At 63.1% G+C, this 25,226-nt stretch carries 19 protein-coding genes; 4 read left to right on the top strand and 15 right to left on the bottom strand.

Going from position 1 to position 25,226, the window contains the following annotated elements; genetic code table 11:
• Window positions 1-52 precede the first annotated feature (52 nt).
• From IM737_RS15470 to IM737_RS15440, 7 genes are all read right to left on the bottom strand, one after another.
• On the bottom strand, window positions 53-2,065 hold the full coding sequence (locus tag IM737_RS15470) for a beta-N-acetylhexosaminidase (RefSeq protein ID WP_236895310.1): 2,013 nt from the start codon (window positions 2,063-2,065) through the stop codon (window positions 53-55).
• A gap of 164 nt (window positions 2,066-2,229) precedes the next feature.
• Window positions 2,230-3,096: a MurR/RpiR family transcriptional regulator gene (locus IM737_RS15465; protein WP_236895309.1), complete on the bottom strand. Its 867-nt coding sequence runs from the start codon at window positions 3,094-3,096 to the stop codon at window positions 2,230-2,232.
• A 26-nt stretch (window positions 3,097-3,122) separates the two neighbouring features.
• Entirely contained in the window at window positions 3,123-4,199 is a 1,077-nt protein-coding gene (locus tag IM737_RS15460) for an ABC transporter ATP-binding protein (protein WP_236895306.1), read from the bottom strand.
• Between the two features lie 100 nt (window positions 4,200-4,299).
• Window positions 4,300-5,511 carry an ABC transporter substrate-binding protein gene (locus IM737_RS15455; RefSeq protein ID WP_442874209.1) on the bottom strand — a complete coding sequence of 404 codons (1,212 nt, stop codon included), beginning with the start codon at window positions 5,509-5,511 and terminating at the stop codon, window positions 4,300-4,302.
• A gap of 97 nt (window positions 5,512-5,608) precedes the next feature.
• Window positions 5,609-6,451, bottom strand: coding sequence for a carbohydrate ABC transporter permease (locus IM737_RS15450; protein ID WP_236899942.1), 843 nt, complete (start codon window positions 6,449-6,451; stop codon window positions 5,609-5,611).
• A 92-nt stretch (window positions 6,452-6,543) separates the two neighbouring features.
• A complete protein-coding gene (locus IM737_RS15445; RefSeq protein ID WP_236895302.1) occupies window positions 6,544-7,431 on the bottom strand; it encodes a carbohydrate ABC transporter permease in 888 nt (295 codons plus the stop codon).
• A gap of 11 nt (window positions 7,432-7,442) precedes the next feature.
• The gene (locus IM737_RS15440; protein WP_236895300.1) at window positions 7,443-8,597 is read right to left on the bottom strand and encodes a Gfo/Idh/MocA family protein; all 1,155 of its coding nucleotides are present in this window, start codon (window positions 8,595-8,597) and stop codon (window positions 7,443-7,445) included.
• Window positions 8,598-9,002: 405 nt separating this feature from the next.
• Here IM737_RS15440 and IM737_RS15435 point away from each other — a divergent pair, with 405 nt between their 5' ends.
• From IM737_RS15435 to IM737_RS15425, 3 genes are all read left to right on the top strand, one after another.
• Window positions 9,003-9,482, top strand: a complete 480-nt coding sequence (locus IM737_RS15435) for a hypothetical protein (protein WP_236895298.1) — start codon at window positions 9,003-9,005, stop codon at window positions 9,480-9,482.
• 151 nt (window positions 9,483-9,633) lie between these two features.
• Window positions 9,634-10,821 (top strand): MFS transporter, encoded by a 1,188-nt coding sequence (locus tag IM737_RS15430; RefSeq protein WP_236895296.1) that lies wholly within the window; start codon window positions 9,634-9,636, stop codon window positions 10,819-10,821.
• Window positions 10,821-12,254 (top strand): M81 family metallopeptidase, encoded by a 1,434-nt coding sequence (locus IM737_RS15425; protein ID WP_236895294.1) that lies wholly within the window; start codon window positions 10,821-10,823, stop codon window positions 12,252-12,254. Before IM737_RS15430 ends, IM737_RS15425 begins: the two co-directional genes overlap by 1 nt.
• 146 nt (window positions 12,255-12,400) lie before the next feature.
• On the opposite strand, the gene IM737_RS15420 is transcribed toward IM737_RS15425, so the two are convergent.
• From IM737_RS15420 to IM737_RS15390, 7 genes are all read right to left on the bottom strand, one after another.
• On the bottom strand, window positions 12,401-13,831 hold the full coding sequence (locus IM737_RS15420) for a gamma-aminobutyraldehyde dehydrogenase (protein WP_236895293.1): 1,431 nt from the start codon (window positions 13,829-13,831) through the stop codon (window positions 12,401-12,403).
• A gap of 14 nt (window positions 13,832-13,845) precedes the next feature.
• Window positions 13,846-14,658 (bottom strand): ABC transporter permease, encoded by an 813-nt coding sequence (locus IM737_RS15415; protein ID WP_236895291.1) that lies wholly within the window; start codon window positions 14,656-14,658, stop codon window positions 13,846-13,848.
• A complete protein-coding gene (locus IM737_RS15410; protein WP_236895289.1) occupies window positions 14,648-15,598 on the bottom strand; it encodes an ABC transporter permease in 951 nt (316 codons plus the stop codon). Before IM737_RS15410 ends, IM737_RS15415 begins: the two co-directional genes overlap by 11 nt.
• Complete coding sequence (locus IM737_RS15405) at window positions 15,595-16,590, bottom strand: ABC transporter ATP-binding protein (RefSeq protein ID WP_236895287.1); 996 nt, start codon at window positions 16,588-16,590, stop codon at window positions 15,595-15,597. Before IM737_RS15405 ends, IM737_RS15410 begins: the two co-directional genes overlap by 4 nt.
• 186 nt (window positions 16,591-16,776) lie before the next feature.
• Entirely contained in the window at window positions 16,777-17,934 is a 1,158-nt protein-coding gene (locus IM737_RS15400; protein WP_236895285.1) for an ABC transporter substrate-binding protein, read from the bottom strand.
• A gap of 164 nt (window positions 17,935-18,098) precedes the next feature.
• Window positions 18,099-19,007, bottom strand: a complete 909-nt coding sequence (locus IM737_RS15395) for a LysR substrate-binding domain-containing protein (RefSeq protein ID WP_236895283.1) — start codon at window positions 19,005-19,007, stop codon at window positions 18,099-18,101.
• Window positions 19,008-19,058: 51 nt separating this feature from the next.
• On the bottom strand, window positions 19,059-21,920 hold the full coding sequence (locus IM737_RS15390) for a PAS domain-containing protein (protein ID WP_236895281.1): 2,862 nt from the start codon (window positions 21,918-21,920) through the stop codon (window positions 19,059-19,061).
• A gap of 184 nt (window positions 21,921-22,104) precedes the next feature.
• Here IM737_RS15390 and IM737_RS15385 point away from each other — a divergent pair, with 184 nt between their 5' ends.
• A complete protein-coding gene (locus IM737_RS15385; RefSeq protein WP_236895279.1) occupies window positions 22,105-22,713 on the top strand; it encodes an NADPH-dependent F420 reductase in 609 nt (202 codons plus the stop codon).
• Here the strand turns inward: IM737_RS15385 and IM737_RS15380 are convergent, their stop codons facing one another.
• On the bottom strand, window positions 22,714-25,176 hold the full coding sequence (locus IM737_RS15380) for a hypothetical protein (RefSeq protein WP_236895277.1): 2,463 nt from the start codon (window positions 25,174-25,176) through the stop codon (window positions 22,714-22,716).
• Window positions 25,177-25,226 lie beyond the last annotated feature (50 nt).

Below are 25,226 nucleotides of genomic sequence, written 5' to 3'. Positions count from 1 at the left end.
ACGGGGCCCCAATTGGTTAGCAGGCTGTTAGCATCGACGCGCCGTACTGCGGTCAATCTGCGGCCCAGTGACCGTACATGATCGGCATGGTCCCAACCAACGCCTTGAACCGTTCCCAGCTCTTGCGCTCCGGTGTGGTCCAGCCGGATTCGGCGATGGCCGACAGGCGCGGGAATACCAGTCGGTCGAAGATGGCGCGGTCGGTCATGGACTCGCTCCAGATGCAGGCCTGGACGCCGAGCAGGTGCTTCAGCCCGTTCTCGGACATGCCCTGACGGCTTTCGAACTCATAGGTTTCTTGCGGGCCCGACCAGCCGGCCCAGCCGGCGCCGGGTTCGGCCCAGGCGACACCATTGGCCATGTCGAGATAGTAGCGCTGGCCGGGCGAGACGACGATGTCGTAGCCACGCTCGGCGAGGGCGGCGTTGATCTCGACATTGCGCCAGCCGATGACGAAGCTCTTGTCCTTGTCGACCGCATCGCCATGCGCCGCCTCCTCCCAGCCGCCCGTTATGGCGCCCTTGCTAGCGATGTATTTGTGGACGCGGCGTATGAATTCAGCCTGGATGACGGCGGTTGGCGAGCCCTCGATCTCGTCGGCGCCACCATGATTGCCGAGCTGGTTGAACTGCTTTTCGTGCTTCTTGCGCATCTCGGGACCGGCCATCCGCTCGATCATGTCGAGGGCCAGCGGCGAACCCGACCAGGCGGCCAGCGGCACTTCGTCGGCGCCCAGGTGGAAGATGCCCGCCGGGAACAGCTCCAGCACTTCGTCGACGACCTTTTCGACGAATTCATAGACCGGCTCATAGGCCGGGTTGAGGCTGTTATTGGGGAAGCCCTGCACCGATTGGTATTCGCCCGTTTCGTCGGGATCGCGCAGGTGTGGCAGCGCCTGTAGCGCGGCGTAGAAATGTCCGGGCATATCTATTTCGGGGATGACAGTTATGGCGAGGCTGTCGGCCAGGGCCACGATCTGGCGGATGACGGGCTTGGAGTAATAGCCGCCAGTCGGTTGCGGGCCGGAGCCCAGCAAAGGCGGCAGGGCCTTGCCGTGGCCGCGCCAGGCAGCGACCTCGGTCAGCTCGGGATAGGCATCGATCTCCACGCGCCAGGCTTCGTCTTCGCTGAGGTGCCAGTGGAACTTGTTGAGCTTGTTCCAGGCGAGCAGTTTGATCAGTCGACTGACTTCGGCGCCGGTATAGAATTGGCGCGCCACGTCGAGATGGCAACCGCGATAGCGCAGGCCCGGCTCGTCGGTGATGGTGCCGCCGGTGGGAAAGACGAAGGTCTGCGAGTATTGCTTGGCGCCGCGCAGGATGTGGCCCAGGGTCACTAGGCCATAGAACATGCCTTGGCGGGTGGTGGCTTCCACTGTTGCGCCATTGTCGGCAAAGTGCAGTTCATAGGCTTCGGGACCGAGGTCCACCTTGTAGCGGATGGCGACAGGCATGCCGGCTTCTGAGGGTGGCCGGACGATGGCTTCCACCGGGAACAGGTCAGCCACGAGGCCAGCAAAGGCCGCTGCGGCCCTGGTGGCATCGGTGCCCTCGGGCTTGAGATCGAGGCCGGGCGGGGCGATGCGGGCGCCTGATGTCGCCACGGACTTTGGCCAGGGAATGATCGAGACCGAGACCGGCGCCTTGGCCGGGACAGGAAATTTCACCGTGCCCTTGAGCAGCGGGGAATTGTGGCCCTTGGCCTTGGTGGGCGCCGTGGCAAGCGTCACAACGGTACCATCGCTCAGCACCACATAGCCGGTATTGGCGCCATCGCTCCAGTGGCGCAGGCCATAGGAAAGGCCGCGGGCGACCGAGGTCCAGGTCTCGCCCGGGTGCAGCACGTAGCCATCGGGCGGGGCGATCAGCGAGTGGTTGGACAGGCGCTTGAGCAGCTTACCGTTTTCCAACGTCGCATGCGGATCGATGCGTGCGGGGCCCGAAAAGCCAAGCTCGAAATCGCTGACCGCGACGTCGCCGGTATTAGTCAGCTCGATGCCATAACCGAGCGGCTCGCCATCAGCGGCCGGGCTCCAGGTGGTGACGAGGGAGAAGGATATGGTCATGGCGGACTCGTGATGAAATTTCGTGGCACGCCCTCGTGGTTCGAGGCTCGTGGAGAACTCGCACCTCACCATGAGGGCTACTGGTAGCTGGGTCTCAAAGTAGCCCTCATGGTGAGGCGGGAGCGTAGCGACCCTCGAACCACGAGGGCGTGCAGGTACGTTCGTCAATCCCCCAGCGGCTGGCCGTCGTCGCCGTCGCGGTTGACGACGAGCTGGTGCTTGATGCGCCGCATGCTGGCGATGGCCGAGGGACCAAGGCGGGTGGCGACGGTCTGGGCCAGCACGTCGACAGTGGCGAGAAAGGCGTAGCGGCCGGGGGTGGGGCGCAGGATATCGGTGTTCTCGTGCCAGTTGACCGGCAGCAGGATGTCGGACTGCGCCGAGACCATGGATGCCGAACGGGTGACGACGATGCGCGTCAGGCCATATTCACCGGCCACGGTCAGCGTCTTGGCCAGTTGCGCATTGTTGCCCGAGAGCGAGAAGGCGATGATGACGGTACCCGGCGGCGCAGCAGCGGCGCGCATCATCTGCAGCTGGTGGTCGTCGGTCGAGGCGACCTTAAGACCAAGGCGGAACAGCCTTGTCTCGATCTCGCCCGCCATCATCGAAGAGGCGCCACCCGAGCCGAAGGACAGTACGAACGAGGATTTGACCAGGCTCTCGGCGGCACGCTCGACGGCGGCAAAATCGAGATGATCGAAGGTTTCGTAGATGATGGACTGGATGCCGTTGACGACGCCCTGGGCGATTTCGTGGACGCTGGAAGGGCCAGCGGTCGGGGCGAAATAGCGCTGGCCGACGAAGCGCGACTGGGCCAGCCGCACCTTGAAATCGGCATAGCTGTCGCAACCGAGGCGGCGGCAGAAGCGGGTGACGGTGGGCGGGGACACGTCGGCATGGGCCGCCAGATCGACAATGCTCATCTTGAGCACGCGGTCGACATCGGCCAGCACGATCTCGGTGAGCGCGCGTTCGGAGCGGGTGAACTCGTTCTTCTCGGTCTGCAACAGGCCGACGATATCCAGCATGGTTCCCCCCGGTGCAGTCTGCAAGGTCAGTAGACTGCCAGGCCTGCCTGGTCAAAGAGATGAACCTGACGCAGGTCAAAGCTGACGTCGCGCGCCTGCCCTTCCGGCACGTCGGGGTCGCCCTCGTAGAGCGCAACGAAGTTCTCGCCGCCCGGCAGCGTCGCGTAGGTGACGGTGTGAATGCCGAGATGTTCGACGATCTTGGGGGTGACGGGAATGGTGAAGTCGCCACCGTCGAGGTTGAGGTGCTCGGGACGGATGCCCAGGGTCACGGTCTGGCCGGCAATGGCACGCGACTGGCGCGGCAGGCTGATGGTGCCCAGGGCTCCAAGGTCGACCACGGCCGTCTCGCCATCGGCCGAGGTCACCGTGCCGTTGATGAAGTTCATCTTGGGGCTGCCGATAAAGCCGGCGACGAAGAGGTTGTCGGGCTTGTGGTAGAGCTCGAGCGGCGAGCCCACCTGGGCGATCGTACCGGCATCGAGCACAACGATCTTGTCGGCCATGGTCATGGCTTCGACCTGATCGTGGGTGACATAGACCATGGTCGAGCCGAGGCGCTTGTGCAGCTCCATCAGCTCGATGCGCATCTCGGAGCGGAGCGCAGCGTCGAGGTTGGAGAGCGGCTCGTCAAAGAGGAAAATCTTGGGCTGGCGCACGATGGCGCGGCCGATAGCAACGCGCTGGCGCTGACCGCCGGAGAGCTGGCCCGGACGATGCTGCAGGCGCGGCTCGAGCTGCAGCACCTTGGCGGCGGCGTGGACGCGGGTATTAACCTCGTCAGTGGGCAGCTTTTCGACGCGCAGCGGGAAGGCGATGTTTTCGAACACCGTCATATGCGGGTAGAGCGCATAGCTCTGGAACACCATTGCGATACCGCGCTGTACGGGGGGCAGGTCGTTGACGACCTTGCCGCCGATGACGATCTCGCCCTGGGTCACGTCTTCGAGCCCAGCGATCATGCGCAAAAGGGTCGACTTGCCGCAGCCGGAGGGGCCGACGAACACCACGAACTCGCCCTCGGACACTTCAAGATCGATGCCCTTGATGATGCGGGCGTCGTTGAAGGACTTTTCGAGGCGCTTGAGGCTGAGCTGGGACATGGTCGACTCCGGTCGGCGGGGCGGTTCCCGCGGGCAGGCAAATTCTGGAGGGGGTGCCGCCGCCCCGGTGCAGGGGCGACGGCTTGGTCGGAGGACGACCTTACTTGTACTGCTCGAGTTCGCCGGCAGCCTTGGTGAGGGCAGCAGCAGGCTCGGCGGCGTCGGTCACCACGGACTGCACCATTTCGATCATGGCGTTCTGCAGGCCGACATAGTCGGTCAGCAGCGGCTCGGGACCACCGAACTCGATGCCGTCGAGGAACGGCTTCCAGTAGGGCTTCTCGGCAACCAGCTCATCGGAGTGAACCGGACGCAGCGGGGTCAGGCCCGCAGCCATTTCATAGGCCCACTGCTTTTCGGGCGAGGTGATGAACTTGGCGAATTCGATCGCCTTGTCCTCAACGCCCGTGCCCTTAAACACGGCCAGCGAGTCGGTGATCAGCAGCGTTCCGGGACCCTTGGCATCCGGGCCGAGCGGCAGCGGAGCGACACCCCAGTTCATGCCGGCTTCGGTGGCAAGGTTGGCGGCGCCCGGGGAAGCCTCGATCATGGCAACGCCACCATCGAGCCAGATGGCGCGAACTTCGTTCTGCTCGTAGGCCGTCGGGCCTTCTTCGGAGAAGGGAGTGATGTCCTTGAGCGCCGTCAGGGCAGCCAGAACCTGCGGGCTGTCCATGACAATGTTGCCTTCGGCATCAATGATCAGGCCGTCATTGGTATAAACCCAATGGAGGAACTGGTGCATGGTGTTGTCGAAGGTCTTGGCGACCAGGCCGTAACCGGCAGCGTCGGTCTTCTCGGTGATCTGCTGGGCGAAAGCGATCTTTTCTGCCCAGGTCGTGGGCGGAACTTCCGGATCGAGGCCGGCGGCTTCGAACAGGTCCTTGTTCCAATAAAGGGCCTTGGTGGAGAACGCGACGGGGACGCCCCACTGCGTGCCATCGAAGGTCACGGTGTCGGGTACGTAGTTATAATACGCGCCCTTTTCCTCTTCGGTCATCGGCACAGGGACGATGAGGTCGTTGAGGGCGAACTGCTTGAGGGTGCGCGAGCCGACATAGGCCAGGGAAACCGGGGTGCCGGCGGCAGCAAGCGTGGTCACCTTGTCCTGGCACTGGCCCCAGCCGACGACTTCCGTTGCAATCGGAAAGTCGGGATTTGCAGCTTCCCACTCTTCGATATAGCCGACATAGAGCGGATCGATCTCATCGCCACAGACGATGAAGCTGATTTCCTCGGCCTGCAGAGCGGTGGCCAGGCCGGTCGATCCGGCAAGCGTTACCATTGAGGCGAGGAGCAGCCTATTGGTCATTTTCATGCTTTAGTCTCCCTTGTTGCACGCCCGAAGGCGCTTTCCCTCGGCTGGATCCGAGAACGGGTCCAGCCTGGTTCTTGTCAGGCCCGGGGGCCTATTGCTTCACGGCACCAGCGGTAAGACCGGCGACGAGGTAGCGCTGCAGGAACACGATGACGATCATGACCGGCAGGATTCCGACGAAAGAGGCAGCCATCAGCTCGTTCCACTGCACTTCCTGATTGCCGAAGAAGGCGAAGAGCCCGATCGGCAGCGGCATGAATTCAGTCTTGGAGTTGAAGGTCAGCGCGAAGATGAACTGCTGCGCATAGGCGCCGATGAAGGTCATGATCGCGACGACGACGATACCCGGCATGGCCAGCGGCAGGATGACCCGGCGCAGGGTATAGAGGCGCGATGCGCCATCGACCCACGCGGCTTCGTCCAGCTCGCGCGGGATGCGCATCATGTAGGTGCGCAGCAGCCAGATGGAGGACGGGATGAGGAAGGCGGCACCCGGCACGATCATCGCCCAATAGGTGTTGAGCAGGCCCAGGGAGCGCATCAGGCGAAACAGCGGGATCAGCAGAACTGCGCCCGAAAACATGTTGACCGCGAGGAACCCGCCGAGGAGGGCGCCAGAACCGGCAAAGCTGAAGCGAGCGAACGCGTAGGACGCAGGCACCACCACCACAATGACGATTAGCGTCACCACCGAGGAGATGAAGAAAGAATTGAAGATGTGGAGGCCCAGGAGCGGCACCGAACGCCACATATTGACGTAGGATTCGAAAGACGCGTTCTTCGGAATAAAGCTATAGGGCGTCGAAAACAGCTGTGACAGCGGCTTCAGCGAAACCAGGAACCCCTCGATGAACGGCGCGAGGACAAAGAACAAGAACACCGCGATGCCGGCATAAACGGCAGCCACTTCGTACCAACGGTAGCGGTCAATCATGGCCTTGGCGGAACGGGCGCGGGCCTTGCGCTGCGGCTTGACCAAGGCCGGGCTGTCTGCGGCGGCCACTTCCTGGGCGTGGGGAACATCGGTCATTTGGCTTCTCCCTGCGACAGCCGGCGAACGGCGCGGAAATACACGAGGCAGAAAATCGAGACGAAGATGCAGATGACCACGGCACGGGCGGCGCCTTCGCCGTATTTACGGGACCCCATGGCGGTATTGTAGGTGTCGATGATCATCGTCGTGGTGGCCCCCGATGGGCCGCCGCGCGTCAGGATGTAGATGATGTCGAACGAGTTGAAGGTCGCGATGAGCGAAAGCAGGCTCATGGTGATGATGGCCGGCAACATCAGCGGCAGCGTGATCCGGCGCCAGCGGTAGAAGCGGCCTGCGCCATCGGTCCAGGCGGCTTCATAGAGATCCTTGGAAATCGACTGCATCGCGGCCAGGAAATAGATGGTGACCATCGGCACGCCGATCCACACGTCGGTGACGATGGTGGCCCAGAAGGCGGTATGGCCATAGGCGAGCCAGGCGACCGGCCCATCGGAGATGCCAAAGTTCTGCAAGAGTCCGGAAATCATGCCGAACTGGCCGTTATACATCCAGCTCCACATGAAAATGCCGATCGCCATCGGAACGATCCAGGGCGGCATGGTGAGGACGCGGAACAGGGTCTGGCCAGGCACGGCAGCATTGAGCAGCACCGCGCCGAACATGCCGATGATCATCTTTATGGACACCGAGAAGGCGGTCCAGACCAGGGTGCGGATGATGACTTCGGTGAAGTCGCCGGCGCCGAAGATGCGCTGGTAGTTGGCCCAGCCGACGAAATCATAGGTAGGTCGCAGGGCCGCATTGGTGAAGCTCAGGATGATCGTGTCGAGCAGCGGATAGGCGACGATGATGGTAATGTAGATGAGGGCCGGAGCCAGCAGGGCAAGAGCGAAAATGACGGCGCTTCGGTTGCTGGTCATCGGCCTTCTCCTTAGCTCGCTCGCCCGAGGGCGGCGTCGAACCGCTGCCAGATCGGGGTCATGTCGATCACCGATCGCGTCCGCATCGCCTGGTCCATAGTGAGGGCCAACAGGCCGGCCTCAAGGGCATCCGTCACCGATACCGGCAAGGGCGCGCCATCGACCATGTGGGTCAGGATATCGGCGGCCATCTGCTCGTCGGCGCCGTAATGCTGGCTGAGCTCTGATGTCTTGTAGGTGGTGTCGACCAGACGATCGCCGGTGCGGCTATCGGTGACGCGCATGAAATTACGGATGAAGTCGCCTTCGGCCATGCCCTTGGCGCCCATCACGGCGAATCGTCGGAAATCGTCGGGGACATTGAGATTGGTGTGGAAGGTCAGCGCGGCACCATTGGAATACTGCACCATGGCCGTCTGGAAGTCGATGATGTCGCCGTCGCTGTCGAAGACCTTGTCGCTACCTTGCCAGCCGCTCGGCTTGCGATGATAGACTTCCATGTCGTTGATGCCGACACTGGCGGGCGCGTTGGCCGGAATGAAGGTGCGGCGGCCGCCGAAGCTCGACACATATTGCGGTCGGCAACCCATGACGCCGTTATAGAGATCGAGATCGTGGCAGCACTTCTCGAGCATGAAGCTGCCCGAATAGCGCTCATAGCGGCGCCAGTCGCGCATAAAGAAGGCGCCGTGGTAGGGCGGAATGTGCTCTGACGCTTCGATCGAGGTGATGTCGCCGATCACGCCATCAGCCTGGGCCTTGCGCAGGTCGACATAGAGCGGGGCATAGCGCAGCACCAGGCCCACCATCAGATTGTCCGAGCCGTATTGGGCGATGAGCTTGGCCAGCTCCATCGTGTCGTCGACCGATGTGACGACCGGCTTTTCAGTGAAGATCTTCATGCCGCGCTCGAGGCCGATGCGGATGTGACCCAGATGCAGATGATTGGGCGAACCGACCATCAGGAGGTCAAGCTTCTCGCTGTCGAGCAGCGTTTCGAGGCTGTCGAACTGCTTGCCGACGTTGACGCCGTGTTCGGTGGCATAGGGCAGGCCGGCGGGCGCCGGATCGACGTAACCGGCAATCGAAAAATCATCCCGGGCGGCGGAAAAGACCCGCGCCAGATAGCCAAGACGATAGCCGAGGCCGATGATGCCTACCCGCATATTTGTACCCGTCACCCTGTTTTCCCCGCCAATCTCTTTCGGATTGGTCGAGCTTTATGTAAACGATTTTCAAGATTAGGATCGTTCTGAAAGCAATGTCAACACGAATCCGTCACAATGACAATACCAATTTAAGCCACCCCGTCACTTTGCTCAAAGGGGCAGCATTTTGCTGAAATTTCGGGCGTTTGTATCGAGTTCGGAGCGATTTCGGGTGTGGACAAGCCACATGGGAAAGCGCACCATGTCGCAATTGGTATTCATTTGGGCGCACCAGTTTGATCGCGCGCTCTTTGCACCAATGAAAATCTGGAACACAAATGGCGACGATGAGAGAGCGCCGGTCACATTTTGTGGACCTCGCCTGATACCCACGGAACGCCCAAGTCAAAGACGAGACCCTGCATGACCAGCACCAACCCATTTTCCGATGATCCCGACCGCAGCCAGATCTGGACCATGCTGGTCGAGCGCGACATCGCCGCCTTCGTCGCGGCCGACTGGAGCATGGTCGATGGCGACTTCATCAAGGAAGGCTTCCTCGGCATCAACGGCGGCAAGTCGGGCAATCCTGATGACTGGCGCATCAGCTTCCCGACGCTGGAGGCCTATCGCGACGACTGGATCCGCCAGGCCAGGGAGAGCCAGAAGCTCGACTATGCCGAGGATGTGCTCGCAGGCATCCACCGCGCGACGTCGCTAACCGAGATCGAGATCAACGGCGACATCGCAATCGCCCACAAGAAGTTCGACGGCGAGATCAAGCTGACCGATGGCGGCAAGGACGTGCTCAACTGGCAGACGCTGTATTTCTGCCGGAAGATGGGGGGCGTGTGGAAGCTGACCGGGTTTGCGGGGTATCTGCCGTATCCAATGGGGAAGTAGACGTGAGCGACCACGACGTCATCCCGGCGAAGGCCGGGATCCATGTCCGAATGCGTTCCCAGACGCCGGCGTTCAAGAAGAATTCCGGACATGGATTCCGGCCTTCGCCGGAATGACCCGGTCGGTTTGAACAACACTCGTGGCAAATAGCATGTCTTCCCTCTCCCCCCAGCGCCTGACCATGCTGATCTTCTTCCTGCAGCCGATTGCCTTTGGGTCATGGTTGCCGCGTATTCCCGATGTGCAACAGTCGCTCGGTCTTGGCCCGGCGGGTCTGGCCTTCGCACTGCTGGGCCTGCCCTGCGGCACACTGATCACCCTGCCCTTCGCCGGGCCTATAGTCGGCAAAATCGGACCGCGAACGGCGATCATTGTCGGCATGGTGCTCTATTCGCTCGCCACCAGCCTGCCGGCCTTAGCCCCCAGCCCTGCGCTGCTCTTCGTCGCGCTGATGCTGGCGGGCTCCTCGCTGTCGTTCGTCGAGCTCGGTCTCAATGTGCAGGCCGATGCGGTGGAGAAGAACACCGGCGCCGTGATCATGACCACGTCACACGGCTGCTGGTCCGTTGGCATCATGGTGGGCAGCCTGCTCGGTTCTGGCCTGGCCTCGCTCGGCCTCGAAGCCCGCTGGGCCATACCGCTGGTGGCTATCGTAGTCCTGCCGCTGGCGCTGCTGGTGGCCACTGCCCTGCCAGTCTATCCCGTAGAAGCGGCCAAAATCGAAGGGCAGCGTTCGGCATGGGCCCTGCCGAGCTGGACGCTGCTGGGCATCTGCTGCTTCGTCTTCGGCATCACCATGACCGAGGGCGCCATGGCGGACTGGTCAGCCATCTTCCTGCGCGATGCGTTGGGAGCCGGCGCCGGTACGGTCGGGCTTGGCTATGCGGTCTTTGCCATGATGGTGGCGGCCGGACGCTTTGGCGGCGACACGCTCAAGAGGCACTTTGGCGCCGTCAACACGGCCCGCATCTGCGGCGTGCTGGCGGTCATCGGAGCCGCCATGCTCTATGTCGCGCCCAATACGCCGCTGGCACTTGTCGGTTTCGGCATTATCGGCCTCGGCGTTTCGGTGGGCTTCCCACTGGCGGTGACCGCTGCCGCGGGCCTGACCGACCGCCCCGCCTCTGCCAATGTGGCGACGCTGAGTTTCGTCGCGCTGCTCGGCTTTCTCGTCGGCCCGCCGGTCATCGGCTTCGTCGCCGAACATGCCGATATCCGGTGGGGCATTGCCTGCCTCGTGCCGGTGCTGCTGGTCAGCCTGTTTCTCAGTGGCCGGCTTGCCGTCAAACCGAAGCCACCCACCGTCAATCCCGAAGCCAATATTCCCGGAGTGCTCTGATGCGCATCGCTGTTGCCGGGCTGCATACCGAATGCAGCACCTACAATCCCGTCCTGATCCGCGAAGCCGAGTTCAAGGTGCTGCGCGGGCCGTCCATGCTGCGGGATGACTATTTCAACTTCCTGACCCACTTCCCGGCAGAATTCATCACCGTGCTGCATGCCCGCGCCATTGCCGGTGGACCGGTTGAAAGCAGCATCTATCACCGCTGGAAGGCCGAGATACTGGAGGGTATCAAGGCCGCCCTGCCGCTCGATGGCGTCTATCTGGCCATGCACGGCGCCATGCATGTCGATGGCATGTTCGACGCCGAAGGCGACTTCATCTCTGCCGTGCGTGAGCTTGTCGGGCCGGATGTGATCATCGCCGCCAGCTATGACCTGCATGGCAATGTCAGCCAGAAGATAGTCGACAGCCTCGACATCTTCTCGACCTACCGCACCGCGCCGCATATCGACGTGCCCGACACGATGCGCCGGGCGGTGACCATGCTGATCCGAGCGCTCCGAACCGGTCAGCGTCCGGTTGTCGCCTGGGCGCCAGTGCCGGTACTGCTGCCGGGCGAGCGTACCTCGACCCAGGATGAGCCGGCGCGCAGCTTCTATACCCAGCTCCAGGCCGTCGAGGATCCTTCCGGCATCTGGGATGCCTCGTTCCAGGTCGGCTATGTCTGGGCGGATGAGCCCCGCTCAACCGCCTGCGCGGTGATCACCGGTACGGATCGGGCTGCGATGACAGAGGCTGCGCGACACCTGGCGCAGAACTATTGGGACATTCGCGAGGGCTTCGTGTTTGGCACCAAGACCGGGAGTATCGAGGAGTGTGTCGCCTGGGCGGTGACCTCGGACACCGCGCCGGTGGTGCTGGCCGAGTCGGGCGACAATCCCACCGGCGGCGGCGTCGGAGACAGGGCAGAGGTTCTGGCTGAACTGATCGCGCGCAATGCGCAAGGCGTGATCTTTGCCGGCATCACCGACAAGGCTGCCACCGACGCCGCCTATGCGGCGGGCGTTGGCCGAACGATCACATCAAGCATCGGCGCGACCCTCGACCTGTCGAGCAAGCCGGTTCATGTCGAAGCCGAGGTCGTCTTCCTGCTCGACACGCCCGACCCGCGCCTCCGCGAGGCCGTGGTTCGCATTGGCGGTATCGACCTGGTGCTGGCGGCACGCCGTCGACCGTTCCACAACATCGCCGATTTCACCAAGCTCGGGCTAGACCCAAGGACAGCCAAGATCGTGGTGGTCAAATCGGGCTACTTGTCGCCTGACCTCGGCCCCATCGCCAATCCGAGCCTGATGGCCCTGTCGCCCGGCGTGGTGGATCAGTTCGTCGAGCGCCTGGAGCGCCAGCACAAGTCCATTCCGCAATATCCGTTCGACAAGGATTTCGCCTGGTCCCCCGAGGTCATGTGGAGCAAGCTGGCGGATTGACGGGCCTAGGCCTCTCCAACCTGATCGTCACCCTCGGGCTTGACCCGAGGGTTCGTCACTTGCTGAGCGCGTCTTGGGCGCAACGCTCTCGGGTCAAGCCCAAGAGTGACTATCCGAGGGTGCGGCACCGGATTACGATGCCCTAATCACCCCCCGTGATTGATCATCACATGCCGGACTGCCGTATAGTCCTCGAGCGCGTAGGACGACATGTCCTTGCCATAGCCGGACTGTTTCAGCCCGCCATGCGGCATCTCGTTGACCAGCATGAAGTGGGTATTGATCCAGGTGCATCCGTAGCGCAGACGGGCCGCCGTCTGCATGGCCTTGCTGACGTCCTTCGTCCACACCGATGAGGCGAGGCCATAGTCGCTGTCATTGGCCCAGGTGATGGCATCTTCCGGATCTTTGAACCTGGTGATGGAGACGACTGGCCCGAAGACCTCACGGCGGACAATCTCGTCTTCCTGGGTTGCCCCGGCGATCACGGTGGGCTGGAAGAAGTAGCCGCGCTCGCTGGCCGGCTTGCCCCCGGTAGTGACGGAAATGTGCGGCAGCTCGGCGGCCCGCTCGACAAAGCTCGCCACTCGGTCGCGCTGGCGGCGGGAGATCAATGGGCCGATTTCGTTGAGTGTATCGTCGGGGTCGTTGAGCTTGATGGTGGAGACAGCCGAACTCAGATCGGCCACCAGCTTTTCGTAGATCTTGTCGCCGGCATAGATGCGGCAGGCTGCGGTGCAGTCCTGTCCGGCATTGTAGAAGCCGAAGGCGCGCAGGCCCGTCACCACCGATTCGAGATCGACATCGTCATAGACGATGACCGGCGCCTTGCCGCCCAACTCAAGGTGGGTGCGCTTGACCGATTTGGCCGCTGCCTGCAGCACCTTCTTGCCGGTGGCCACGTCGCCGGTAATGGAGATCATGTCGACGTCGCGGTGATTGATCAGTGCATTGCCCACCGTGTCGCCACGGCCGAGCACGAGGTTGACCACACCTTCGGGCAGGATATCGGCCATCGCCCTGACCAGCTTGAGCGCCGACAGCGGCGTCTGTTCAGATGGCTTGAACACCACCGTATTGCCGCCGGCGATGGCCGGGGCCAGCTTCCAGGCCATCATCATCAACGGGTAGTTCCACGGCGCGATGGAGCCGACGACGCCGATCGGGTCACGGCGGATCATCGAGGTATGGCCCGGCAGATATTCGCCCGAAACGGTGCCGGTCATAGAGCGGACGGCACCCGCGAAGAAGCGATAGCAATCGACGATGGCGGGGATTTCGTCGTTGATCACGGCATTGATGGGCTTGCCGCAATTGAGCGCTTCGAGCGCCGCGTAGGCGGCTGCGTCGCGCTCGATCGCGTCGGCAATGCGCAGCAGGTAGCCCGAGCGCTGGCCGGGCGTGGTGCGCGACCAGCCGGTGAAGGCCTTCTTCGCCGCCCCGACGGCCCGATCGATCTGGTCCAGCGACGCTTCGGGGAGCTTGAGAATTTCGCTACCCGTCTTGGGGTTGAGGATAATCTCTTCGGTTTCGGTGCCGGCCTCGAAGGCCGAGCCGATCAGCATCTTGGTATCCAAGAGTTCCTCCTCGGTTATTTGCCGCTGCCGGCGATCTGGTCGCCGTCGCGGGTCAGGTAAAGGGCCAAGAGAATGGGGATCGTCGTTACCAGCACGACGACCAGCGCCACAACATTGGTCACCGGCCGCTGGCGCGGGCGCACCAGTTCCTCCAGCATCCAGATCGGCAGGGTCTGCTGCTGCCCGGCGGTGAAGGTGGTTACGATCACCTCGTCGAAAGACAGCGCAAAAGCCAGCATGCCACCGGCCAGCAAGGCCGTGCCGATATTGGGCAGGATGACGTAGCGGAAGGTTTGGAACTGGTCGGCGCCGAGATCCATCGAGGCTTCGATCAGCGATTCTGAGGTGCGGCGAAAGCGGGCGACGGCGTTGTTATAGACCGTCACCACGCAGAAGGTGGCGTGGCCGACGACGATGGTCCAGAACGAAAACGGGATATCGGTCATCCCAAAGGCCGAGCGCAGCGCGAGGCCGGTGATTATTCCCGGCAGCGCTATGGGCAGGATGACCAGCAGCGAAATCACCTCGCGGCCGAAGAACCTGCTGCCCGACACCGCAGCAGCACAGAGCGTACCGAGGATGAGGGCGATGACGGTGGACACCGTCGCTACCTGCACCGACAGCGTCAGTGCCTCCCACACATCGGCCCGGCCCCAGGTCACCCCGAACCATTGCAGCGTGAAGCCCGGCGGCGGCCACTGATAGGTCCGCTCCTCAGTAGTAAAGGCATAGACAAAGATGAGCAGCAGCGGCGCAATCATGAACACGAGACCGGCCCCGGCGGCGAGTTTGAGGCCCAGCGGGGCGCGGGGGGCGTCAGAGCGCATCGAAGGCCCCCTTGCGCTGTGCCATCCACAGATAAAGGCCCATGATAACGATCGGCACGACGGAGAAGGCGGCGGCCAACGGGATGTTCCCGGCCGTGCCCTGATGGGCGTAAACGGCCTGGCCGATGAACAGGCGAGAACTGCCGATGATCTGGGGAATGATGTAGTCGCCCAGCGTCAGCGAGAAGGTGAAGATTGAGCCGGCGATGATGCCCGGCAGCGCCAGCGGGAAGATGACATGCCTGAAGGTCTGCCAAGGCGTTGCGCCCAGATCGCCGGAGGCGTCGGTGAGGTTGACCGGGACGCGTTCCAGGGCTGCCTGGGTCGGCAGGATCATGAAGGGCATCCAGACATAGACGAAGACGAGGAACGTGCCGGTATAGCTGATGGACAGCGAGCCGCCGCCCACCACCGGCAAAGCCAGATAGGCTTCAAGGAGGCCGGTCAGGTGAAGCTGTTCGAAGAGCCAGTTGAGGATGCCTTCCTTGGCCAGGATCAGCTTCCAGGCATAGATCTTGACCAGGTAGCTCGACCACAGCGGCAACATGACCGCGAGATAGAACATGGCCTTCCATTTGCCCCTGACATAGCGGGCGGCCATGTAGGCGATCGGAAAGGCGATGACGGCCGAGGCCAGCGTGACGACCGACGCCATCAGCACGGTGCGGATGATGATGTCGAGATTGGCTGGGTTGAACAGCTCGCGGTAGGTCTTGAGGGTCAGCACGTCGTAGTCGACGAGGCCGGTGAATTCATCGATGGCGTAGAAGCTCTGCAGCAGCAGCGCCAGCAGCGCCCCGACATAGATCACGCCCAGCCAGAGCAGCGGCGGCACCAGCAGCAGGAAGACCAGCAAGTTGGGCCGGCGCCAGAACAGGTCTGACATAGCCGTCAGCGCGCCGTGTCTATGCTCGGTGAAGGCGCCGTCGGCCGTGCTCATCGCGTATCCGCCATGCGGTGGAGGGCGGTCGGGTCGAACGAGACTGACACCGCATCGCCTTCGGCGGGTATGGTCGGGCCCGATGGCATGACGGCGTGGATGCGCTGGCCAGCCATATCAACGGTGAGCCGCGTCGTGGCGCCCAGATAGTTACGGGAGACGACTGTGCCACTCAGGTTCGCGCCCGCCCCTGCCGTTACCGTCACCGCTTCCGGCCGCAGGCTGGCCCAGCTCGGATGGCCGGTCAGCATGGCGACAAAATCGGGCGGCAGCACATTGGAGGAGCCGACGAAGTCGGCGACAAAGCGGGAAGCAGGCCGGAGGTAGATTTCCTCTGGCGTACCCACCTGCATGATCTTGCCGAGGTTGAACACCGCGATGCGGTCGGCCATCGACATGGCTTCGCCCTGGTCGTGGGTGACGAAGATAAAGGTGATGCCCAGCCGCTTCTGCAGGCTCTTGAGCTCCTCCTGCATCTGTTCACGAAGCTTGAGGTCGAGGGCACCCAGCGGCTCGTCGAGCAGTAGCACCTTGGGCTGATTGACCAGTGCCCGGGCCAGAGCCACGCGTTGCCGCTGGCCGCCGGAGAGCTGGCTGGGGCGGCGGGCGCCATAGCCTGACAGTTTGACCATTTCCAGCGCCGCCTCGGCCTGGCGGTAGCGCTCTGACCGCTCGACCTTCCGCAGCATCAGCGAATAGGCGACGTTGTCGATGACGTTGAGATGGGGAAACAGCGCATAGTCCTGGAACACAGTATTCACGTTGCGCTTGTATGGCGGCACGGTTTCGGCGCGCTGGCCGAAGATGGAGAGTTCGCCGGAGCTCGGTTGCTCGAATCCGGCGATGACGCGCAGGCAGGTCGTCTTGCCCGAGCCGGACGGCCCCAGCATGGCGAAGAACTCACCCTCGGTAATGTCGAGATCGATGGCGTCAAGCGCCAGGACATCGCCGAAGCGGCGGGTGATGGATGAAAGGGATACGGCGGTGGTCATCGCTCCGTCCGCCACGAATTTATGCTTGTCACTTCGGTCCCCGGTGTACCACACGCACCGCGCGGCACCTCCCCCTTGATGGGGGAGGTTGGGAGGGGGTGATGGGAGCCCCGATATCGTGGCCAATCCACCCCCACCCTTGATCCCTCCCCACAAGGGGGAGGGTGTCGACTGAAGGATTAGCGGTCACCGCCCCCCAATCACCCCGACATAATCAGACACCCAGCGATAGTACGGCACACATTCCCCCGTCGAGCACTGGGCAGTTGGGGTGCGCCAGAACTTGATCTTGTCGAAGTTCTCGTAGCCGTTGGTGGCGCAGCCGGTGTCGCCGAGCAGGGCATTGCCGGTGCAGGCGGCGGGAACCGACGGCACGGTGCCGAACCAGGCCGACACGTCGCCCTGCACCTTGGGTGAGAGCGAATGCTCCATCCACATATAGGCGCAGTTGGGGTTGGGGCTGTCGGCATGCAGCATGGTGGTGTCGGACCAGCCCGTAATGCCTTCCTCGGGGAAGGTGGAGGCCACTGGCGCGCCGCCGGCCTTGAGCACGTTCACCTGGAACGGCCAGGAGCTGGACGCGACCACGCCTTCATTGGTGAAGTCGTCCATCTGGATGAAGGCATCGTGCCAGTAGCGGCCGACCAGGGTGCGCTGGGTGCGCAACAGGTCGAGGGCGGCCTTGTACTGGTCTTCGTTGAGTTCATAGGGGTCGGTGATGCCAAGTTCGGGCTGGTGCTTCATCAGGTAGAGCGCCGCGTCAGCCACATAAATGGGGCCGTCATAGGCCTGCACGCGTCCCTTGTTGGATTGGCCGTCGGGGAGCGTCATCTCCTCGAATACCACGTTCCAGCTGGTGGGCGGGGTGTCACCGAAAACTTCGGTATTGTACATCAGCACGTTGGCGCCCCACACATAGGGCGTACCGTAGTGGACGTCATCGACCGTGTGCCACGGCGCATTCTGCAGGCGTTCGTCGATGGTGGACCAGCTGGGGATCAGCGCGGTGTTGATCGGTTGCACCCGATCGCCGGCGATCAGGCGGAGCGAAGCGTCGCCGGAGGCGGTGACGAGATCGAAGCCGCCCTCATTCATCAGCGCGACCATTTCGTCGGAGGTGGCGGCGGTCTTGACCGAGACCTTACAGCCGCTGGCGGCCTCGAATTCGGTGACCCAATCAAAGGCCGGATCGGTTTCACCGCGTTCGATATAGCCAGCCCAGGCCACGATGCTGACCTGGCCTTCGGCCGCGCCGAGAGCTTGCAACATTTCCTGGGCCGTTACCTGCCCGGAAAACAGCACCGCCATCGAGAGCGCGGTACCTGTCCTCAGTATCGATTTCATCGAAGTCTCCTGTTCCTGAACGTCTCCGACCGGCCCTTTCAGGCTGGTCGCGCTCGGGAGCGGGCGCGGAGCGCGAGGCTCCCTTGGAAGCAGAGCTTATGACGGGCGTTAACTTTCGCAAACGCATTGTTTAGAAAGGTCGTATCGGAAAAACCGATACCACATCAGGATCGATGACGAGCATGTTGTGCCTGGGCCATGGCAATGAAGTCCCGCGCCGCCCGAGGCAGTTGCGAGCCCTTGCGCCAGACCATGCCCACCTGCACCACCGGCAGGGCCCCCGCCACGTCGCGGCTTTCAATGCGGTCGCCTTCCAGCGACCAGGGGCGATAGATCAGGTCCGGCAGGATGGCCAGCCCTGCCCCGGTCGCGACCAGACTACGCACAGCCTCCACCGAACGGGTCCGGAACGCCACATGCGGCCGTGCCCCCAGCGCCGATAGCAGCTTGCCTGTATTCTCCTCGGTCTCGTCCACCGTCAGCATGATCAGGGGCTCCTTGGCAATATCGGAAAGTTCGATGATCTCCGCCCCCGCGAGCCGGTGACCCAGCGGCAGCCACAGCCGATAGGGCGAGGTCTCGAAGATTTCCGCTTGCAAGGCGACACGGTCGCGCATGTTCGAAATGACCATTACCGCTACGTCGAGCTCGCCGCCGATCAGCAAGTGTTCGAGATAATCGCCGTTGTCCTCGATGGCCGTCACCTGCACCGAAGGCTGCGCGCGGCGATAGCGGGCCAGGAGGTCGGAGAGGATGTAGCCGGCCACCAGCGAGGTGACCCCCAGCTGCAGCGTGCCGCCGCCCGGCTGGACCTCCTCACCGAAGCTGCGGCGGGCGTCGGAGACATCGCCCAGAATGCGGGCGGCATGACGATAAAACTGGTGCCCTCGGTTGGTGATAAACAGCCCGCGTCGGTGCCGCTCGAACAAGGTGACGCCGAGATCTTGCTCGAGATCCTTGATCGCGTCGGTCACAGCAGACTGTGACACGGAAATGGTATGGGCAGCGCCCGAGACCGTGCCGGCCTCGCAGACCGCGACAAAATACTGGAGCTGGCGCAGGGTGAAGGCCATCGTGGTCTCCGGAGACATCGATCCAACTCTGCGTCATTCGCGCGCGTCGTTCTAGCCCACGTCCTTGGCGATCAGATCCTTAACCCGCCTGGCGAAAGTGTCCATCTGGAACGGTTTGGTCATCACATGCATGCCCGGATCGAGATGCCCGTGATTGAGCACCGCGTTCTCGGCATAACCGGTGATGAACAGCACTTCGAGGTTCGGGCGGCTGACACGCGCGGCATCGGCGAGCTGCCGTCCGTTCATGCCGCTGGGCAGGCCGACATCGGTGATCAACAGATTGATCGTCCGGTTGGAATTGAGAATCTTGAGTGCTGTCGGTCCATCTGCCGCTTCGAGCACGGTATAGCCCAGTTCTTCGAGTTGCTCGGTGGCGATCATGCGAACCAGGGGCTCGTCGTCCACCACCAGGATGGTTTCGTGCCCCTCCGAACGGGGCGCGTCAGGCGCAAGGCCGAGATCGGCATCATCGACCTCCGCCTCGCCGGCAAAGCGTGGCAGATAGATGCAGACCATGCTGCCCTTGCCGGCCTCCGAATAGATGCGCACCGCGCCGCCCGATTGTCCGGCAAAGCCGTAGACCATCGATAGGCCAAGGCCGGTGCCCTGCCCGATGGGCTTGGTTGTAAAGAAGGGGTCGAAAGCCCTGGCAATGACGTCCGCTGACATGCCGGTGCCAGTATCGCTGACGCAGAGCGAGATATACTGGCCCGGCGCCAGGCCCCGTTCCCTCGCCGATCGCTCATCCATCCAGCGGTTGGAGGTCTCGATGGTGAGCTTGCCGCCATCGGGCATGGCGTCGCGGGCATTGATGCAGAGGTTGAGCAGCGCGTTTTCGAGCTGCCCGGCATCGACGAAGGTGGTCCAGAGGCCCACCCCGCCCGCCGTCTCGACCTCAACGCCCGGTCCGACGCTGCGGGTGACGAGGTCGAGCATGCCATTGACCAGGCTATTGAGGTTGGTCGGCTTGGGGTCGAGCGTCTGCCGGCGCGAGAAGGCAAGCAGTCGTTGCGTCAGGCCTGCGGCGCGCCTGGCGGCGCCAGATGCGCCGGTAATGTAGCGATCGAGATCGCCGATGCGGCCCTGTGCCAGCCGCGTCGACATCATTTCCAGGCTGCCGCCAATGCCGGCCAGGATATTGTTGAAGTCATGCGCCAGCCCGCCGGTGAGTTGGCCGACCGCTTCCATCTTCTGGGCCTGGCGCAGTGTTTCCTCGGCCGCCATCAGCTCGGCGGTGCGCATTTCGACCTGCTGCTCAAGCGTCGCATTGAGGTCGGCCAGTTCTTCGGCCTGGCGCTTGGTGTTCTCTATGTCGGTATTGGTGCCGATCCAGTGCGATATGCTGCCATCGCTGGCGCGCACGGGCTCGGCCCGCACCAGGAACCAGCGATAGGTGCCGTCGTGACGCCGGATGCGGAACTCGGTTTCGTAGATCTCGCCCACGCTGAGGGCGTTGATCCAGTTGCGCGCCGCCACCTCCAGGTCGTCCGGATGGACGATGCGCCCCCAGACCATGCCATCCAGACTGCCCGGCGCCTCACCCGAATAGGCATAGACCTGATCGTTGAACCAATAGAGGTTGCCATCCGGTCGACTGGCCCACACCTGGTTGGGCACCGCCTGCGCAAAGACACGAAACTGCTCCTCGCTCTGACGCAAGGCCGCCTCGGCCTTGCGACGCGCGGTGACATCCTGGAACAGCACAGCGACCTGCTTGCGGCTGGGCGGCTCGATACGTACGGCGGACAGTTCGAGATGGCGCCCGGTGGCGATCAGCTCCTGTTCGAAACGGATCGGCTGGCCGGTTCGCAGCACGCCGCCATAGCGGCGCACCCATTCATCGGCCTCATCGCCCACCATTTCGCGCAGCTTCTGCCCGACAACATTGGGAATGCCGGCATGGCGCGCATAGGCGGCATTGGCCTGGATATGGACATAGTCGCTGAGCGGGCCATGCGGACCGTCGAAGAACTCGATGATGCAGAAGCCCTCGTCGATGGCGTCGAACAGGCTGCGATAGACTTCCTCGCTCTGGCGCAGCTCATTTTCATGGCGCAGGCGCTGGACGCCGGTGCGCACGCGGTCGGCGACCTCGCGGATCAGGGTCAGCTCGTCCTCGCGCCACTGGCGCGGATCTATATGGTTGACCAGCAGCATGGCCACCAGCTTGCCATGCTCGACAACCGGAACGTTGACGAAGGAGCGCACGCTCTTGGCCAGGATAGCGTCGACTGCCGACGCCGTTCGTGGATCATCCCGCGTATCATTGATGGTAACGGTTTCGCCCCGCCGCAGGCTGTCGATGAACGAGCCATAGTCGCGCATGCGGGTCTCGCCGACCAGCGAGGCGATACCAGGCGCATTCCAGTCGCGATCGACATGCAGCACATCGTCGGCATCAATGGTGCCGAAACCGACGCGGGTTACGCCAAGGGCGCGGCCCAGGATTTCCGAGGCGGTATAGACCAGGTCTTCGGGACTGGTCATGTCCCGCATCCGGTCACTGAGTTCAGCGAGAACCCGCCAGCGCTCCTGGGCTCGGTAAGCCTCGGTGACGTCGTAGCCACCGACGAAAATGCCGTCGATCCGACCATGCCTGTCGCGCATGGGATTATAGAGCAGGTCGATGACGCGATCGCCCTCATCTTGGTCGAGGGTGACGGGAATGCTGCGGGCGGTAAATGGTTTGCCGGTTGTATAGACGCCGTCGAGCAGCTCGTAGAAGCCCTGCCCGGTCAGCTCGGGAAAGACCTCGCGCACCGTCCGACCAGCGAATTCCCGCATGCCGGCGAGGGCCCGATAGGCGTCATTGGTATATTCGAAGACGTGTTCGGGGCCGCGAAGGATGGCCACAAAACCCGGCATAAAGTCGAAAACACCGGTCTGGTCGTCGGCGATAACGTCGGTCAATTCTGCCCCTCAACGCATATGGCCCGCCAACGCGCTATGGCGCAGGCATTTTTTGGCCAGATGCCAGAACGCACATCATGGGTTTCGGTTGCAGCTGACAAGGGTTGGATCGCGAAATTGTCCACGCGGGAGGACACAACTGCAGATTGCAGACTATGCTGCCGGCATAACGAGGTGGATGATCATGCGGTTTGGCGTTCTGGGTACGGGTCAGGTGGGCAGCGCGGTCGGGGGCAAACTGGCGGCGCTTGGTCACGATGTCATGTTCGGTTCGCGCAACCCCGGCAATGGCAAGACGGGTTTGCCTGGCGCGAAGGTCGGCAGTCATGCCGAGGCCTGCGCGCGTGCCCAGATCGTGGTCAACGCGCTGCCGGGCGAGTTCGTCATCGAGACGCTCAAGGGCTGCACCATCGATGGCAAGATCGTCATCGATATCAGCAACTACAATTCGGCGGTCGACCAGCCCATCGTCGATCCGTTGGGCGAGCTGATCCAGCGGACGTTCCCCGGAGCGCTGGTCGTCAAGACGCTCAATAGCGTCAGCGCCCATCTGATGGTCGATCCAGCCGATCTCGGCGTGGTCCATAGCGTCTTCATCGCCAGCAATCATGCACAAGCCAAGGCCGAGGTGACCGCGTTGCTCAAGGCCTTCGGTTGGCGCGACATCATCGATCTGGGCGATCTGCGGGCCTGCCGGGCGATGGAGCAGTTGATCCCGCTGTGGATGAGCCTCGAGCTGGTCTTCGACGGCCCGGGTTTCAACCTGGCAGTTTTGCGCAAGCAGCCGACCTGATCAGCCGAACGGCAAGAATTCGATCGTGGGATCGCTCTCCAGGGTCGGGGGCAGGATCGGCTTGCCTGATACGAGAAGGCCCAGCGACCAGTCGAGAACATGCTCGGCTTGGCCTGGCAACGTCAGCACCAGCTTGCCGGCTTCCGGATCAAGGCTGAGCCGGGATTGTTCAACTTCGGCGGCGAAGCGAGCGAGATCGGTGGTTTGCGCCACGATCGTCGCCCAGCCTTGCTGGCGGCCATGGTTGCGATATTCGATGCCGGCGCCTGGGCCTTTGACGATGGCCTCCAGCGGCCCGGTCGCCTTATAGGCCACCATGGCGTCGCCAGCGCGCAGGATGAGGGTGTCGCCGTGCAGGTGATGCTCCACGCCGTTGCGCGAGGCGAAGACATGGGTGAACGGGATACGCGCCTGCGGGTCGAGCTGGTAAAGCAGCATAGCGATATGGTGGTGCTGACCGACGCGGGGTAAATTGCCGTTGCCGGCCCAGTAGGAGGGCCGCCGCTGGCCCCAGGGATCGTCCTCGCCGGGGTGATTGACCCAGCTGCGCGCCATAGGGTGAGCGGCAAAGCGCAGGTCCAGCACATGCTGCTGGTGGCCATAGCCGCCCGGCTTGGCGCCACTGTTGGTGGACAGCTGCACCTGGCTTGTCTTGTAAAGCGTCAGCATCGCCGCCGGACCATAGCCTTGCCGGTAGCGCGCCACGATGGCTTCGTTGGATTTCGGCTCGACCAGACGCGCCAGGTCGTGCGGTGGTTCATACCGACCGGCTGCAAACATGGGCAGCGCAGCAACGCCGCTGTTGAGCCAGCCTTTGCCGAAGGCGACCGCGGCAAAGGGCGCCAGCTCGGTCAGCGGGCCGGCGCGCAATTCCTTGTCATAGGCACGACCCATCGATCCGGCGGGTACACCTTCGAGCGTGTGCAGCGCGACCATGGTGAAGATGCGGTCGCATAGCGCCCGGGCGCGCGCGGAGATGGGTTCGGGCGCCAGCTCGGCGAGGGCCAGCAAGCCGATAAAATCGACGGGGTAGTAGGCCGCCGAATTCCACTCGGCGAGACCATCCTCCTCGACGGCATCAAACCACAAACCCAGCCGTTCGGTCGCCAAAGCGGACTGCTCGCGCCCGGTGCGGCCTGAGGCCGTGAAGGTAGCTTCGGGCCAGGTCAGCCCGGCCAGAAGCTGGGAGACGTGGAAGCACAAAGCGTGGTTCTCGCTCCAGAACCACATGACGTCATTGCCCGGCTCATCCACCCAGTAGCGGAAATCGAGCAGGGCCCGTTCGCTGCGCTGCCTGAGGTCGTCGGGGAATTTCGCGGCGTGGCGCATATAGGCCCAGAGCAGCGGCACCGAGACGAAATCGGCGCAGTCGCGCCGCTCTTCGATGGCGGCGAGGGTTTCCTCGATGATTGGCCGCAGGCGCGGATCGTCGCCGCCCCGTCCGGTTTCCAGCAACGCCACTGCCGTGCCCATGCGCATTTCGCCGTGGCTGGCGGCATGGTCGAGGGCGATGCGCTTTCGCTGCGCCAAATCACCTGACACTGCCGCTGGCTGAGGTTGGTGCAGCACAGCAAAGCCGATGGTGCGGTCTACCCGCGTATCCCCGGCGATGAACACAAGCGGCATCGTATGGTAGCCAACGGGCAGTTCGCTGGCGGCGCAAACCGACAACGCGGTGGCGCCGGCCGGCAAAGTCAGCGTCTTATCCAGCATGCCCGCATGGGTGTGGGACGTGGCGGCGACGCGCACCCGGATGTCGACATCCATTGGTGCGGGGTCGTCGAATTCGAGCACCACCTCGTCCCGGCCACCTACCACCTCGTCGCGGACGCGCACCTGGCTTGCCAGGGCGGTGAGGGGCGCGACCTGATTGCCCAGTTTCGCGTCGGGCAGGAACACGTCCAGCTTGACGTCGTCGAGCAGCGTCAGTTCGAAGAACCAGATGACATCGCGCTCGGCCATGTCTTCGGTGAGCACCACTATGTCGCTGCCCGCGGCCTTGATCGGCAGGTGAACCACCGTCTCTTCGGTGCTGTTGCGTGTGTAGGGCTCGAAGCGCCCCGCCAGTTCGCCATCGACCCAGATATGGACGCCGCCGCGCGTCGACAGGCGGAAGGAACAATAGCGATCAACAGGGCTCGCGACGCGCGTCCGGCACCAGCGCGTCAGCCGCGTCGGCCGATGCTGGAACTGGCTGAATTCCACCGCACGGTTGTTGCCCGGCAAGTAGAGGCTTTCCACCGGCCAATCGGTCTGCAGTGCCACAGTACGTGTTGCTACGTCCTGCCAGGTCGCGACGCGGCATGGCAGGTCGCCCACATCGACGAAGCCGTTCACGTAACGATAGTGCTGCGGATCGTGCGCGACCGCAGGTATCCCCGGGAAATGGCGCGCCTCGATTGCCGAAAGAGCCCAGGCATTGAGGCTATCGCCACGCGCTAAAGTCATCAGGGGAGAAGGCATCGGCAAACAATCCAAGGGCGGGCGTGGCGGAGAAAAGACCGGCGCTCTAA

Origin of the sequence: Devosia sp. SL43, from assembly GCF_021729885.1 — a bacterium.
GTDB lineage: Bacteria > Pseudomonadota > Alphaproteobacteria > Rhizobiales > Devosiaceae > Devosia.
This window is presented reverse-complemented; position numbering and strand designations above follow the sequence as displayed.

Bases quoted from the DNA above. Each gene is read 5' to 3' on its own strand.
- IM737_RS15470 (WP_236895310.1), bottom strand. From the start codon at position 2,065: ATGACCATATCCTTCTCCCTCGTCACCACCTGGAGCCCGGCCGCTGAT.
- IM737_RS15445 (WP_236895302.1), bottom strand. From the start codon at position 7,431: ATGACCAGCAACCGAAGCGCCGTCATTTTCGCTCTTGCCCTGCTGGCT.
- IM737_RS15455 (WP_442874209.1), bottom strand. From the start codon at position 5,511: ATGACCAATAGGCTGCTCCTCGCCTCAATGGTAACGCTTGCCGGATCG.
- IM737_RS15450 (WP_236899942.1), bottom strand. From the start codon at position 6,451: ATGATTGACCGCTACCGTTGGTACGAAGTGGCTGCCGTTTATGCCGGC.
- IM737_RS15425 (WP_236895294.1), top strand. From the start codon at position 10,821: ATGCGCATCGCTGTTGCCGGGCTGCATACCGAATGCAGCACCTACAAT.
- IM737_RS15435 (WP_236895298.1), top strand. From the start codon at position 9,003: ATGACCAGCACCAACCCATTTTCCGATGATCCCGACCGCAGCCAGATC.
- IM737_RS15380 (WP_236895277.1), bottom strand. From the start codon at position 25,176: ATGCCTTCTCCCCTGATGACTTTAGCGCGTGGCGATAGCCTCAATGCC.
- IM737_RS15460 (WP_236895306.1), bottom strand. From the start codon at position 4,199: ATGTCCCAGCTCAGCCTCAAGCGCCTCGAAAAGTCCTTCAACGACGCC.
- IM737_RS15430 (WP_236895296.1), top strand. From the start codon at position 9,634: ATGTCTTCCCTCTCCCCCCAGCGCCTGACCATGCTGATCTTCTTCCTG.
- IM737_RS15415 (WP_236895291.1), bottom strand. From the start codon at position 14,658: ATGCGCTCTGACGCCCCCCGCGCCCCGCTGGGCCTCAAACTCGCCGCC.
- IM737_RS15385 (WP_236895279.1), top strand. From the start codon at position 22,105: ATGCGGTTTGGCGTTCTGGGTACGGGTCAGGTGGGCAGCGCGGTCGGG.
- IM737_RS15440 (WP_236895300.1), bottom strand. From the start codon at position 8,597: ATGCGGGTAGGCATCATCGGCCTCGGCTATCGTCTTGGCTATCTGGCG.
- IM737_RS15400 (WP_236895285.1), bottom strand. From the start codon at position 17,934: ATGAAATCGATACTGAGGACAGGTACCGCGCTCTCGATGGCGGTGCTG.
- IM737_RS15465 (WP_236895309.1), bottom strand. From the start codon at position 3,096: ATGCTGGATATCGTCGGCCTGTTGCAGACCGAGAAGAACGAGTTCACC.
- IM737_RS15405 (WP_236895287.1), bottom strand. From the start codon at position 16,590: ATGACCACCGCCGTATCCCTTTCATCCATCACCCGCCGCTTCGGCGAT.
- IM737_RS15395 (WP_236895283.1), bottom strand. From the start codon at position 19,007: ATGGCCTTCACCCTGCGCCAGCTCCAGTATTTTGTCGCGGTCTGCGAG.
- IM737_RS15410 (WP_236895289.1), bottom strand. From the start codon at position 15,598: ATGAGCACGGCCGACGGCGCCTTCACCGAGCATAGACACGGCGCGCTG.